This is a genomic window from Streptomyces sp. NPDC028907 (assembly GCF_055564995.1).
In genome coordinates this window covers 240,623-253,485 of the sequence record NZ_JBVHVE010000002.1, presented here as the reverse complement: position 1 = coordinate 253,485, position 12,863 = coordinate 240,623, and the positions used below count along the sequence as shown (strand labels likewise).

The window sequence follows — 12,863 nt, the reverse complement described above, 5'->3', positions numbered from 1 at the left end:
AGAAAGAAAGAGGGAGGTGAGCGGGCATGAAGTGGAAGCCTTCAGGCGGCAGCGCCGAGCATGCGCCATCCCCGCGAGGCCCCGTCCGACGCCGGCTCGCGATCTCCGGGTCCCTGATCCTCGCGGCAGGGCTCTGCGCCATGCCGGTCCACGGGGCGAGCGCAGCCGCAAACACAAGACCCGGCCAGCCGGTCCGGTCCTGCGAGAGCCTCACGGCTCTGAGTTTCCCGGACGGCACGACGGTCACCAGCGCCTCGCAGACCACCACCACTCCGGTGATCTGCAACGTCGAACTGCTGGTTCCCCAGGACATCCACATGCGCGTGTCACTGCCCGTCGCCACCTGGAACGGGCGCTTCCAAGGGGTGGGAGGCGGTGGCTTCAACGGCTCCGTCCCGGACACGGAGAGCGCGGCGAAGACCGGTTACGCCGCCGCGGGTTCCGACTCCGGTCATACGGCCGACTCCAGCGACGCCTCGTGGGCCTGGTCCCCGACCGGCATGAACCGGTCCCTGATCAACGACTTCATCTCGCGCGCGCTGCACGAGACCACCGTCAAGGGCAAGGCCGTCACCCAGGCGTTCTACGGCGCGTCACCCAACTACTCGTACTGGAACGGCTGTTCCAACGGTGGCAGGGAAGGTCTCCAGGAAGCGCAGGTCCAGCCCCGCGACTACGACGGCATCCTGGCCGGCGCGCCGGCGATCCAGGCGGACCGGTTCCTCCCCGCGGCGATGTGGCCCCAGGTCGTGATGCACGAGCTCGACGACTTCGTGCCCTCGTGCAAGTTCGATGCGTTCAACCGGGCGGTCACCGCCGCGTGCGACACCCGGGACGGCGTGACCGACGGCGTCATCACGGACCCCCGGGCCTGCCGTTTCAACCCCACCTCGCTGGTCGGCACCGTGACCCCCTGCGGCACGATCACGGCCCAAGACGCGGCGGTGGTGGGGAAGATCTGGGACGGGCCGCGACGCCCGGACGGTCGCCGCCTGTGGTACGGAATCCTGCCCGGCGCCTCGTTCGCCAGACTCGCTGCCACCGCGAACGGCGACGGAGTCCCGACGCCCCTCGCGTCGGGCTGGTTCACCTACTGGCTGGCGAAGGACGCGTCCTTCGACTGGCACCGCCTGACCATGGCCAACTTCACCCACTACTTCGACCGCTCCCGTCAGGAGTGGGGCCCCGTCGTCGGCACGGACGACCCCGACCTGAGCGCCTTCCATGCCGCCGGCGGCAAACTGCTCCTCTGGCACGGTCTGGCCGACCAGCTGATCCCGCCTCAGGGAACGACCAGCTACTACGAGCAGGTCACCGCCGCGATGGGCGGCCGGGCGAAGACCGAGAAGTTCGCCCGTCTCTTCACGGCCCCCGGCGTGGGCCACTGCAGGGGCGGCTCCGGCGCCGCCCCGGCCGACCCGCTGGCGGCCCTGGTGAAGTGGGTCGAACACGGCAAGGCCCCCACCACACTGCGCGCCGCGAACGGGCCCATGAGCCGACCGCTGTGCCTGTGGCCGGCCGTCGCCCGCTACGACGGGCACGGCAGCACGAACGACGCCGCCAACTTCCGCTGCAGCGGCCGCCAGTGACGCGCTGAGCGTCTCGGCCGGCAGTCTGAACTTCGCGGGCAGGGATGCCGGTTTCGGCGCCCGCATCTGGCAGCAACGGGCTCCCCGCCGCTATGCCCCCACCGAAGCGGAGAACGTCCGTGTGGTCGGTGACCGTCTGACGGTCACCTGCAACGACCGTCTCCACCCCGCGCCCCGGCCACAGATCGGCAGCTGCGCACCGTCTCCGCCTGGGGCCAGGCGATCCAGGACGACCTGGCGCGTCTGCATGTCGGCGTCGTCGGGTGCGGCTCGGCCGGCATGCTCGTCGTCGAAGCCCTGGCCCGCACCGGCATCCAGAACCTGAGCCTGTTCGACTTCGACACCGTCGAGGAAGTCAACCTCGACCGGCTCCTGCACGCCACCGTCCGCGACGGTGCTCTTCTCCTGCGTCGACCGGCCCTGGCCCCGCTCCGTACTCAACCTCCTCGCCTACGCCCACCTCATCCCCATCGTGGACGGCGGCATCTCGGTCGACGCCCGGGGCGGACGCCTGCAGCGATACGCTCAGCGTTTCCGAATCGACGGCTGTGCGTTCCGGAGCGATCTCCTGGCTCCCCGCTGACCTGCGGCGACGGAGTTTTCTACAAGCCCCACGAAGGCGTACGAAGGCGGGGAACATGCGGATCTCACGGAGATCCGGCGCCTACCTGGCGGATGCGCGATCGGTCGTGGGCAGGTTCTCGTTTGTGCAGGTCAGGGCGGCTGTGTGCCGGGTGGGTGCCGTCTCACGGCAGCGGACGGCGAGTCGGTCGGTGGCCGCTTGCCTCGCCCGGAACTAGGCCGTACGGGCCGGGTCCAGTCCGGTCGGGAGGCTCGGAGGGGTGCCCTGGGTCCAGGCCACGCGGAGGGATGTGGCGGAGATGCGCCAGCCGTCGGCTGTTCTGACCAGTTCGGTGTCGGTGTGGCCGGCGGAGATGAAGACGTCGGCGGAGCCGTCGGCCAGGACGTGGGTGCTGAGCTGGGCGCCGCGGGCCGTGGCTCGGGTGCCGTCGATCTCGATGACGGTGTTGGTGCCGAGGTGCACGGTGCGGTCGAACAGGGCCATTCCCTGGCGGACGCGGGCCAGCAGGGCATCGCGGCCGTGGACGGTGCCGATGGGCATCTCCGCCGTGACGTCCTCGGTGTGGAACGCGCCGGCCCACTCCTCGTCGAGGACGCCGTCGTCCAGGGAACGCAGGTAGCGGTCCAGCAGGTCGGTGATCTCGGCGCGGTCGATCAGGGCTTGCAACTGTCGCTGTCGCTGCGTCTCTTCGGTGTCCATACAGGAAGACTCCTTCCTCAAGCACGCTTGAGGTCAAGGGTGTCCGTCCCTTTCACGGTGAGTCACGCCCGCCCGCCCGCGTCTCGTCCCGTCAGACCAACTCCCTCCCCGAGGCGACCACGACCCCGTACGCATCCGCGATCGCCGCCAACGCGCTGCGATGCAACTCGTCGGCGCTGACGTCGACGATCGACCTCGTGGCGCACGTGTCCGCCGGGACCGTGGGCCTGTTGCCGCGCAGGGCGGCCGACGCGGAGGTGTACGCGACGCACATGTGGGTCATGAACCCGGCGATGATCACGGTCTCGTTCCCGGCTTCGTCGACGAGCTTGCCGAGGTCGGTCCCGTGGAAGGAGTCCGGGGCCTGCTTGACGACCACGGGCTCGCCCTCGATGGGTGCCACGCTGGGGTGGATCCGGCCGATGTCCTGGCGGATGTCGTAGAGGGAATCCTCGCCGTCGTCGTGCTGGACGTGGATGATCGCGGCGCCCGCCGCGCGGGCCCGGGACAGCAGGTCCGACGCGGCGTCCAAGGCGGGCTGCCAGCCGTCGAGTTCCATCGCCCCGCGGGTGTAGGTGTTCTGGTAGTCGACGAGGATGAGGGTCGAGGTCGTGAGGGCGGCCGGCGTGCTGTTGTCGGCACCGGCGAGTTCGCGCAACGTCTTGCTCGGCACAGTCTTCTCCCAAGTGGGTGGTGAGGTGAGGGGTGTTCAACAGCCCGTTGAACCCGTGTGCGACGCTACGGCCCGGACCGAAGCGCCCGCAATGACGTACTGGTTGCAGAAACCGACCCCGGACGGGCTGGGTGCATCGTGAAGCGGTTGATCGTGATCGTGCTGTTCGAAGGCGTCGATCTCCTCGACGTCACCGGCCCGCCGGAGGTGTTCTCGCTCGTCCCCAGGGAAGCCGCCGAACGGGGCGGCTACGAGGTCGTACTGGCCGCCGAGACGATGGAGCCGGTGACCACGGCGGCCGGGGTGCGGATTCTGCCCGACGTCACCTTCGACGAGATCGGCGCCCGGGTGATCGACACCCTGCTGGTGCCCGGCTCGGTCGAGGTCGACAGCGAGCAGCGCATCCACCCCGTCGCCGAGCCCGGCACGGTGGCCCGGGTGAAGGCGCTGGCCGGACGTACCCGGCGAGTGGCCTCGGTGTGCGTGGGTGCGCACATCCTCGCCGCCGCGGGGCTCCTCGACGGCAAGCGGGCCACGACACACTGGTCGACCGCGCAACGGCTTGCCGCGGACCATCCCGCGGTGCTGGTCGACCCGGATCCGATCTTCATCCGTCAGCAGGGGGAGCACGGTGAGGTCTGGACCGGCGCGGGCATCAGCGCCTGCCTCGACCTGTCCCTCGCGCTCGTCGCGGAGGACTTCGGCGAGAGCGTCGCATTGAGCGTGGCCCGGCGGCTCGTGATGTATCTGAAGAGGCCCAGCGGGCAGTCGCAGTTCAGCGTGCCGTTGGAGCAGGTCTCCACCACCCGGCGCGTCGAGGAGCTGCGGCAACACATCCTGAACAACCTCGACCGACGCCTCACCGTCCCGGACCTGGCCGCGTACATGCACGTCGGTGACCGTCAGCTCACCCGGATCTTCAAGACCGAACTCGGTACGACACCGCACGCCTACGTCGAGTCGGCCCGGGTCGAGCGGGCCGCCAACCTGCTGGAGACCACCGACGACACGCTGGAACGCATCGCCTCCCGTTGCGGGTTCGGCACCGTCGACACCCTCATCCGGGCGTTCCGCCGCCGTCTCGACACTACGCCGAGCGAGTACCGGGCCAGGTTCCGCATTGACCTCAAGTGAACTTGAGATTTTACGTTGCCTCTACCGACCTCCCCTCACGGAATCGAGGCACTTCCATGTCCCAGACCTCCCAGGCCCCGCTCAAGATCGGTGTCCTCATCGGCAGCGTCCGCCCCGGCCGCTTCGCCGACAAGGTGGCCCGGTGGTTCGTGTCGGAGATCGGCCGGCGGGACGACATGGAGACCCATGTCATCGATCTGTCCGAACCCGCCCTCGCCGACGAACTCAAGCTCACCCTGGAGCGCTCCGACGCCCCCGGCGACGCGCCGACCCTCGCCCAACGCATCGAAGGCCTCGACGGGTTCGTCGTCGTCACGCCCGAGTACAACCACGGCTACCCGGCCGCCCTGAAGCTGGCCATCGACTACGTCTACCGGGAGTGGCGGGCCAAGCCGGTCGGGTTCGTGTCGTACGGAGGGATGGCCGGCGGGCAGCGGGCGGTGGAGCAGTTGCGGCAGGTCTTCGCCGAGCTGCACGCCGTCACCCTGCGCGACACCGTCTCCTTCCACATGGCCTGGGAGCGGTTCGACGACGAGGGCCGTCCGCACGACCAGGACAGTACCGGCAAGGCCGCCGCCGTGCTGCTGGACCAGCTCGCCTGGTGGGGGCTGACCCTGCGCGAGGGCCGCGCCGCAAGGCCGTACGACGGCTGAGCAGTAGGCCCTGAATATCAGCCTCACAGGCCTCACAGGCCTCACAGGCCTCACAGGCCTCACAGGCCTCACAGGCCTCACAGGCCTCACAGACCTCACAGGTGGCACGGCCTCAGACCATCGCCACCCGCGCGAACCGCCCCGCCACCCGCAGATCCCCCTCCACCCGGCCCGCCGTCTCCACCAGCACCGGCAGCACGTCCCGCACGCACTCCTCCACCGACCGCCGAGCGGCGTGCATCGCCACGTTCACCGCGGCGACGGCCCGCCCCGTACGGTCCCGCACCGGTACCGCCACCGACCGCAGTCCCGCCTCCAGCTCCTCGTCGACCAGGGCGTATCCCAGCGTCCGGACGTCCTCCAGGGTGGCCCGCAGTGTCGCGGGGTCGGTGGTCGTACGCGGTGTCAGGGGAGACAGGGCGCCCAACGGCCGTTCTCCGGGCGGGAGGTCGGCCAGCAGGACCCGGCCCAGGGATGTCGCGTATGCGGGCAGCCGGGTGCCGACGGTGACGTTGACGCTCATCACGCGGCCGGTGGCGGCGCGGGCGGTGTACTGGACCTCCTCGCCCGACGGCGTCAGCACCGCGAGGGACGCCGACTCGTGGACGCGGTCGGCCAGTTCGGCCAGGTGCGGGGTCGCGATCTGGGCCAGCGAGGTGCGGGACAGGGGCGGGTAGCCGAGGGACAGGACGCGCGGGGTCAGCGTGAAGCCCCGGTTCCCCGACTGGCGTACCAGGCCGAGATGTTCGCAGGTGATGAGCGCCCGGCGTGCGGTGGCCCGGGCCAGCCCGGTGGCGCGGGCCACGTCCGTGAGAGTCAGCTCGGCCCGGCCCTCGCCGAAGGCGGTCAGTACGGTCAGCCCGCGGGCCAGCGACTCGACGAACTCCCTGCCGAGTTCCTGCTTGGAGGCCCCCGTCCAGACGGCAAGGCCCGCCGGAGCGGTGCCGGGCCGAGGATCCGGCGCCTCGCGCAGCTCGCGTTCCATCTCCGCGACCGCGGTGCGCAGCCGGGGGAGGAGCGTGTCGCGCAGGTCGGCGGCGGTGTGCCGGCTCGTGTGGCTGACCACGTTCGCCACGCACGCGATCCGGCCGCCGCCCGTATGCGGGTCACGTGGGTCACGCGGATCACGTACCGGTACGGACACCGCCACCAGGCCCGGCTCGATCAGCTGGTCGTCCAGTGCCCAGCCGTCCTCCCGAGCCCGCGCCGCACGGCGTGCGAAGTCCTCGTCGGAGGACAGGTGCTCCCGGGGCGGTACGGCAGAAAAGCCCCGGTCCTCCGGGTCCGCCGCCCGGCGTTCGCGCCAGGCGCGCCAGCGCGCGTCCGTCCACTCCGTGGCGAACAGCGGGCCCGGTGCGGTGCGTTCGGCCGGGAGCAGGTCGCCGATGCGGAAGCTGAGGGACATCGCGCGGCGGCGGGTGGCCTGGTGGATGAAGCGGATGCCGTCGCGGTCGCCGACCGCCAGGGACACCGACTCGTCCAGTTCGTCGGCGAGCGCGTCCGCGTGGGCGGAGAGGAGGGCGGGCAGGCCGAGGGAGGCCAGGTAGGCGTTGCCCAGTTCCATGACTGGGGGTGCCAGCACCACGTCGCGGCCGTCGAGGCGGACGTAGCCCATGCGTGCGAGTGTGGCGGCGATCCGGTCCACCGTGGAGCGGGCGAGTCCGGTGGCCCGCTCAAGGCCGCTCGCGCTCAGGGTGCCGCCGGCCTCTGTCAGCTGCCGCAGCACCGCGACGCCGCGGATCAGCGGCGTGACCGCCTCGGTGGGTACGGCGCGGTCGTCCAGGGGTGTCTTCGCGGGCATCGGTTCTCCGGTACGGCGTTCGCGGCAGGGCCAACCGTAGGCGGTTCTCGCCCCCGCCGCCCCTACCCGTCCCATCCCTGAAGGGGCTCCGCCCCTTCGACCCCGCCAGGGGGCTCCGCCCCCTGGACCCCCGCTCCTCAAACGCCGGAGGGGCTGAAAGAGCCAGACGCCGGAGGGGCTGAAAGAGCCAGACGCCGGAGGGGCTGAATGAGGGGGGGCTGGAAATGGCCTTACCCCCGCGTCACCCGCACCCGGTACCCCCCGTCCAGTTCCGCCCCCACCACCTCCACCCGCACCCCCCGCTTCTCGTCCCGGAATTCCTCCCCCGGCACGAACGTCGCGTCCGAGAGTTCGGCGTGGACGTTCGGGCTGCGTGTGCAGCCGCCGCTGTCCTCGTGGGAGTCGAGGACCTTCACCGGGCCCATCCCGGTGTCGACGTCGGCGTCGACCTTGTAGATCAGGATGCCGGGGCGGCACACGGCCTCGTCGTTGCCCTCGCGGGTGCGCAGTTCGACGGCGTAGCCGGTACGGCGGTCCAGCGGTATGAACACCAGCTTCGGGCCGCCCTCGCGGGCCAGCGGCGTCAGGGCGTACTCGGCCGTGCCGGGCGTGGCCGCGCACCGGACCTGGGCCGCGTCCAGCCAGCCCAGCTTCCACTTGTGCCAGCCGAGCAGGTCGTTGTTGGCACCCCAGTCCTCGCTCATGATGTCCCAGTGGCCGACCGCGCCCCCGCCCTCGGCGGTGTAGAGGTCGGGCAGGCCGAACACATGGCCGTTCTCGTGGGGGAGGACCCGGTAGCCGGTGCGGTGGTAGGTGCCGGAGCCGTCGTCCTGGCGGGAGTAGACGAAGGACGCGTTGGTCACCGAGACGCCGTCGGCCACCGGTGCCTCCGCGTTGCCCGCGAACGTCACCGACAGGACCGTGTCCAGGGCCGAGGGACCGGCGTTCGGGGTCACCAGGACGTTCAGGAAGTCGTACGAGCGGAAGTTCACCATGGGATCGGCCGCGACCACGATGTCCTCGACCAGCTTCCGGTACCCGGGATCGAAGGGCGCGCCGCGCTCTATGCCGTACGCCCGGAACGACTTGGGCATCCGGAGCCAGCGGGGGATCGGGGTCTGCGGGCGGTAGTCGAGGCGGCCGTAGGAGCTGGTGCGGAACCAGTTCTGGGTCTGCGGGAAGAACTCCGCGAAACGGTCGAGGGCCTTGCCCGGGCCGGGCGCGTCGGAGAAGTCGACCATCAGGGTGAGGGCGCGGACGGTGCCGGTGGAGCGGGCGTAGCCGCGGGTGGTCGGCATGCCCTCCGACATCTGGACGGTGGGCCGGCCGCTGATCAGACAGGGGCCGAGCGCGGAGGAGTGGCCCGGGGGCATCGGGCTCGCCCCGGCCGCCGTCGAGGTACCCGCCGTGAGGTGTCCGGTGCCTGCCGAGGTGCTGACCGCCAGGGTCAGGACGGTCACGGAGGCGAGGGCGGCCACACGGCGGGGGCGTATCCGACGGCTCGGCTGCATGCATGGGCCCTTCAGTCCATGGCAGCCCGCCGGACTGCGCGCTGCACCCTCTCGATCACCCTGTGTCGAGGGCTGCGCGGGCGCGCGCTGGAAGAGACCGAACGTGGGTTCTTCGGCCAGTTGCTTGTGACTCAGGTCACATGGATTCTTTCGAGGGGCGGGAAATAACCGGGGACCCTCTCCCCGTTTAGCCAGGTGTCCGAGCGAAACGGGGACACCTTCCCCGGATCGCCACCCAGCAGCATCAGGAGTACGCCGTGCAGACCGTGACCCCCGTAGCGCGCAAGGCGCCCCGGCCGCGCGCCGACGCCCTGCGCAACCGGGAGCGGATCGTCACCGCCGCCCGGGAGATGTTCGTCGAGTTCGGCCCGGACGTGCCGCTCGACGAGATCGCCCGCCGGGCCGGCGTGGGCAACGCCACGGTGTACCGCAACTTCCCCGACCGCGACGCGCTGGTCCGCGAGGTCGTCTGCTCCGTCATGGACCGTACGGTGGCGGCGGCCGAGCTCGCGCTCGCTGAGACCGGGGATGCCTTCGAGGCCCTGGAGCGCTTCGTGCACACCGCGGCCGACGAGCGGATCAGCGCGCTGTGCCCGATGGTCCAGAGCACGTTCGACAAGCACCACCCGGACCTGGAGGCGTCGCGCGAGCGGTGCGAGAGCCTCGTCGGGGCGATCATGGACCGCGCCAAGGCGGCCGGCCAGCTCCGCTCCGACGTGGACGTCGGCGACGTCATGATCGCCGCGGCCCAGCTCAGCCGGCCCCCGGCGGGAACCGGGTGCGGCATCGCCGACCGCTATGTCCACCGTCATCTCCAGCTGTTCCTGGACGGACTGCGGGCCCCGGCCCGTTCGGTCCTGCCGGGCACGGCGCTGACCATGGAGGACCTGCGCCAGGCCTGACCGATCAGTTCAGAGCGCCGCAGCGGTCATCATCCGCAGCGGTTGTCACCGCGGTCATCATCACCATTGGTCGTCACCGTAGTCATCATCACCAGTGGTCGTCACCGCAGTCACCACCACCAGTGGTCGTCACCGCGGCGATTCTCACCGGCCGTCACAGCCGACGAGCCGTCCCCCTTGAGTCACCTTTCCTTCCTCTAGACGCCCTTTTTCCATCACGAAGTCCCGAAGTGGGTACCCCCATGTCCGAAACGGCCGCAAAGGCTCCAGGCAGCACCCTCGGTGCCGCCGATTCCAACCGCTGGAAAGCGCTCGTCTTCATCGCGCTGGCCCAGCTCATGGTCGTCCTCGACGCGACCATCGTGAACATCGCTCTGCCCTCCGCCCAGCAGGACCTGGGGATATCCGAGGGCAACAAGCAGTGGGTCGTCACGGCCTACGCCCTGGCCTTCGGTGGTCTGCTGCTGTTCGGCGGCCGTATCGCCGACCTGTGGGGCCGCAAGCGGGCCTTCGTCATCGGTCTCGGCGGCTTCGCCGCGGCCTCCGCGCTGGGCGGCGCGGCCACCAACGAGGCGATGATGTTCGGCGCCCGAGCCCTCCAGGGCGCCTTCGGCGCGCTGCTCGCACCCGCCGCGCTCTCCCTGCTCGCGGTGATGTTCACCGACGCCAAGGAGCGCGCCAAGGCGTTCGGCATCTACGGCGCCATCGCCGGTGGTGGCGGTGCCGTCGGTCTGATCCTCGGCGGTTTCCTCACCGAGTACCTGGACTGGCGCTGGACGTTCTTCGTGAACATCCCGTTCGCCATCATCGCCGCGGCCGGTGCCTGGTACGTCATCCGTGAGCCGGAGGGCGGCCGCAACCGCTCCTCGCTCGACATCCCCGGCGTGATCCTGTCCACCCTCGGTCTGGTCTCGCTGGTCTACGGGTTCACCCGTGCCGAGTCCGAGGGCTGGGGCGACTCGATGACGGTCGGCTTGTTCGTCGCCTCCGGCGTGCTGCTGCTGGCCTTCGTCGTCGTCGAGTCCAAGGTCAAGGCCCCGCTGCTGCCGCTGCGCGTGATCACCGAGCGCAACCGCGGCGGTGTCTACCTGTCCCTCGGCCTCGCGATCATCGCGATGTTCGGCCTGTTCCTGTTCCTGACCTACTACCTGCAGATCGTGAAGGGCTACTCGCCGGTGAAGACCGGCTTCGCCTTCCTGCCGATGATCGCGGGCATGATCACGGGCTCCACCCAGATCGGCACCCGGCTGATGACCCGGGTCGCGCCGCGGCTGCTGATGGGCCCCGGCTTCCTGGTCGCCGCGCTCGGCATGCTGCTGCTGACCCAGCTGGAGATCGGCTCGTCGTACGCCGCGCTGCTGCTGCCCGCGATGCTGCTGCTCGGCCTCGGCATGGGTACGGCGTTCATGCCGGCCATGTCCCTGGCCACGCTGGGCGTCAAGCCGCAGGACTCCGGTGTCGCCTCCGCGATGGTCAACACCTCGCAGCAGGTGGGCGGCGCGATCGGTACCGCGCTGCTGAACACGATCGCCGCCTCGGCCACCACGTCCTACATCGCCGACCACATCGGCGGCGCGAGCAGCCGGACCCAGCAGCAGCTGGTCCAGCTGGAGGGCATGGTGCAGGGCTACACCAGCGCCATCTGGTTCGCCGTCGGCATCCTGGTCGTGGCCGCGGCCATCGCCCTGACCTTCGTCAACGCCGGCCGCCCGGGCGGTACGACGGTGGCGTCCTCCGAGGAGGGCGCGGCGCAGGAGCTGCCGGTGCCGGTCGTCGCGCACTGACGCCGACGACGACGGTCCCGGCCGTACCCCTCGGGACCTGGCCTACGTACGGGGATGGGGACGCTCCGTACGTACGGCCACAGGACCTGCCCCGGCTCCCTGAATGAGCGGTTCAGCGGAGCCAGGGCAGGTCCGCACCTGCTTCGCTCGGCTGCAGGCCCTCGGCGACGATCCGCATGATCTCGCCGAGGGCCTTCTGCTGTTCGGGGCTGAGCCGGTCGAACACCGCCTGCTGTACGGCCTCCACATGACCGGGTGCCGTCTGCCGCAGCACGTCATGGCCCGCGTCCGTCAGCACCGCGAACTGGCCCCGCTTGTCGTCGGGGCAGTCCTCGCGCCGCACCCAGCCGTTCTTCTCCAGCCGGGCGACGGCGTGCGAGAGACGGGAGCGGGTGATCTTGGCGTACATCGCCAGCTCGGTCATCCGCAGCCGGCGGCGCGGCGACTCGGCGAGCTTGACCAGAAGGCCGTAGTAGACGTGCGGCATGCCGGCGTCCCGCTGGAGCTGGCGGTCCAGGTGGTCCTCGAGGAGCGTGGTCGCGTCGATGTAGGAGCGCCATACGCGCTGCTGCTCGTCGGTGAGCCAGCGCGGCTCCGAGGTCGATGCCGTATTCATGTACTCCACTGTACGAGAGCTCTCCTTGAATTTTTAAATACCTACGCGTACGGTCTTCCACAGGGAAGCTTTAGATTTGAAGCAAATGAGCTTCAAGCCCTCGGAGGGAGTCGCCGCCATGTCCGCCGCAACGCAGGAGCGCATGCCTGCCCTCTACCTCAGCCACGGCGCACCGCCGCTCGCGGACGACCCGATCTGGCCCGGTGAGCTCGCCGCGTGGTCCGCCCAGCTGCCCCGCCCGAAGGCGATCCTCATGGTCTCCGCCCACTGGGAGGAGGCTCCGCTCGCCATCGGTGCCACCGAGACCGTTCCTCTCGTCTACGACTTCTGGGGATTTCCCGAGCACTACTACCAGGTGACGTATACGGCCCCCGGCGCTCCCGCACTCGCCGAGTCCGTACGGAAGCTGCTGCGCGCCCCCGGCATGCCCGTCCAGGACATCCCGGACCGCGGCCTCGACCACGGCGCCTACGTTCCGCTCGTCGAGATGTACCCCGCCGCGGACATCCCTGTCCTCCAGATATCCATGCCGACCCTCGACCCGGTGAAGCTCATGGAAATCGGCCGCAAGCTCGCGCCGCTGCGTGACGAGGGCGTGCTGGTCGTCGGCTCCGGCTTCTTCACCCACAACCTGGCGGCGCTGCGCCAGGGCGGCATCCCAGCCTGGTCCGTGGAGTTCGACGACTGGGGCCGCCGGGCCCTGGAGACCCGTGACTGGGACTCACTCCTGGACTTCCTCCACAAGGCCCCGGCCGGCCGCTACGCCCACCCGCGCACCGAGCACTTCGCTCCGCTGTTCGTGACGATGGGCGCGGCGGACGCGGCGGGCGAACTGGAGACCCCGCAGAAGTCGGTGATCGACGGCTTCTGGATGGGCCTGGCGAAACGCTCGGTGCAGTTCGGCTGAGCCCTGCGGCC

12 protein-coding genes and 1 pseudogene are annotated in these 12,863 nt (G+C 70.3%); 8 read left to right on the top strand and 5 right to left on the bottom strand.

Annotated features, from left to right (window positions below; genetic code table 11):
• Positions 1–26: 26 nt before the first annotated feature.
• The 3 genes and pseudogenes from ACZ4UU_RS05555 (at position 27) to ACZ4UU_RS05545 (ending at position 2,172) form a co-directional block, all read left to right on the top strand.
• Complete coding sequence (locus tag ACZ4UU_RS05555; RefSeq protein WP_468036692.1) at positions 27–1,589, top strand: tannase/feruloyl esterase family alpha/beta hydrolase; 1,563 nt, start codon at positions 27–29, stop codon at positions 1,587–1,589.
• Positions 1,590–1,736: 147 nt separating this feature from the next.
• Positions 1,737–1,910 (top strand): annotated as a pseudogene (locus ACZ4UU_RS05550) (ThiF family adenylyltransferase); the annotation flags it as partial.
• Positions 1,911–1,983: 73 nt separating this feature from the next.
• Complete coding sequence (locus tag ACZ4UU_RS05545; protein ID WP_468036690.1) at positions 1,984–2,172, top strand: hypothetical protein; 189 nt, start codon at positions 1,984–1,986, stop codon at positions 2,170–2,172.
• Positions 2,173–2,385: 213 nt separating this feature from the next.
• On the opposite strand, the gene ACZ4UU_RS05540 is transcribed toward ACZ4UU_RS05545, so the two are convergent.
• Positions 2,386–2,871 carry a nuclear transport factor 2 family protein gene (locus ACZ4UU_RS05540; protein WP_468036688.1) on the bottom strand — a complete coding sequence of 162 codons (486 nt, stop codon included), beginning with the start codon at positions 2,869–2,871 and terminating at the stop codon, positions 2,386–2,388.
• Between the two features lie 91 nt (positions 2,872–2,962).
• Positions 2,963–3,544: an isochorismatase family protein gene (locus tag ACZ4UU_RS05535; protein WP_468036686.1), complete on the bottom strand. Its 582-nt coding sequence runs from the start codon at positions 3,542–3,544 to the stop codon at positions 2,963–2,965.
• Between the two features lie 135 nt (positions 3,545–3,679).
• Between ACZ4UU_RS05535 and ACZ4UU_RS05530 the strand changes: the two genes are divergently transcribed.
• Positions 3,680–4,678 (top strand): GlxA family transcriptional regulator, encoded by a 999-nt coding sequence (locus ACZ4UU_RS05530; protein ID WP_468037863.1) that lies wholly within the window; start codon positions 3,680–3,682, stop codon positions 4,676–4,678.
• 56 nt (positions 4,679–4,734) lie between these two features.
• On the top strand, positions 4,735–5,331 hold the full coding sequence (locus tag ACZ4UU_RS05525) for an NADPH-dependent FMN reductase (RefSeq protein WP_468036684.1): 597 nt from the start codon (positions 4,735–4,737) through the stop codon (positions 5,329–5,331).
• Positions 5,332–5,443: 112 nt separating this feature from the next.
• Here the strand turns inward: ACZ4UU_RS05525 and ACZ4UU_RS05520 are convergent, their stop codons facing one another.
• Both ACZ4UU_RS05520 and ACZ4UU_RS05515 read right to left on the bottom strand, forming a co-directional pair.
• Positions 5,444–7,132, bottom strand: coding sequence for an IclR family transcriptional regulator domain-containing protein (locus ACZ4UU_RS05520; RefSeq protein ID WP_468036682.1), 1,689 nt, complete (start codon positions 7,130–7,132; stop codon positions 5,444–5,446).
• 230 nt (positions 7,133–7,362) lie between these two features.
• On the bottom strand, positions 7,363–8,643 hold the full coding sequence (locus ACZ4UU_RS05515) for a M6 family metalloprotease domain-containing protein (RefSeq protein ID WP_468036680.1): 1,281 nt from the start codon (positions 8,641–8,643) through the stop codon (positions 7,363–7,365).
• A 257-nt stretch (positions 8,644–8,900) separates the two neighbouring features.
• On the opposite strand from ACZ4UU_RS05515, the gene ACZ4UU_RS05510 reads away from it, so the two are divergent.
• On the top strand, positions 8,901–9,545 hold the full coding sequence (locus ACZ4UU_RS05510) for a TetR/AcrR family transcriptional regulator (protein WP_468036678.1): 645 nt from the start codon (positions 8,901–8,903) through the stop codon (positions 9,543–9,545).
• Positions 9,546–9,787: 242 nt separating this feature from the next.
• Complete coding sequence (locus ACZ4UU_RS05505) at positions 9,788–11,329, top strand: MFS transporter (RefSeq protein WP_468036676.1); 1,542 nt, start codon at positions 9,788–9,790, stop codon at positions 11,327–11,329.
• A 112-nt stretch (positions 11,330–11,441) separates the two neighbouring features.
• On the opposite strand, the gene ACZ4UU_RS05500 is transcribed toward ACZ4UU_RS05505, so the two are convergent.
• Positions 11,442–11,945 (bottom strand): MarR family winged helix-turn-helix transcriptional regulator, encoded by a 504-nt coding sequence (locus ACZ4UU_RS05500; RefSeq protein WP_468036674.1) that lies wholly within the window; start codon positions 11,943–11,945, stop codon positions 11,442–11,444.
• 118 nt (positions 11,946–12,063) lie between these two features.
• Between ACZ4UU_RS05500 and ACZ4UU_RS05495 the strand changes: the two genes are divergently transcribed.
• Positions 12,064–12,852, top strand: a complete 789-nt coding sequence (locus ACZ4UU_RS05495; RefSeq protein WP_468036672.1) for a dioxygenase family protein — start codon at positions 12,064–12,066, stop codon at positions 12,850–12,852.
• The last annotated feature ends 11 nt before the right edge of the window (positions 12,853–12,863 follow it).

Bases quoted from the DNA above. Each gene is read 5' to 3' on its own strand.
- ACZ4UU_RS05555 (WP_468036692.1), top strand. From the start codon at position 27: ATGAAGTGGAAGCCTTCAGGCGGCAGCGCCGAGCATGCGCCATCCCCG.
- ACZ4UU_RS05540 (WP_468036688.1), bottom strand. From the start codon at position 2,871: ATGGACACCGAAGAGACGCAGCGACAGCGACAGTTGCAAGCCCTGATC.
- ACZ4UU_RS05525 (WP_468036684.1), top strand. From the start codon at position 4,735: ATGTCCCAGACCTCCCAGGCCCCGCTCAAGATCGGTGTCCTCATCGGC.
- ACZ4UU_RS05520 (WP_468036682.1), bottom strand. From the start codon at position 7,132: ATGCCCGCGAAGACACCCCTGGACGACCGCGCCGTACCCACCGAGGCG.
- ACZ4UU_RS05515 (WP_468036680.1), bottom strand. From the start codon at position 8,643: ATGCAGCCGAGCCGTCGGATACGCCCCCGCCGTGTGGCCGCCCTCGCC.
- ACZ4UU_RS05505 (WP_468036676.1), top strand. From the start codon at position 9,788: ATGTCCGAAACGGCCGCAAAGGCTCCAGGCAGCACCCTCGGTGCCGCC.
- ACZ4UU_RS05500 (WP_468036674.1), bottom strand. From the start codon at position 11,945: ATGAATACGGCATCGACCTCGGAGCCGCGCTGGCTCACCGACGAGCAG.
- ACZ4UU_RS05495 (WP_468036672.1), top strand. From the start codon at position 12,064: ATGTCCGCCGCAACGCAGGAGCGCATGCCTGCCCTCTACCTCAGCCAC.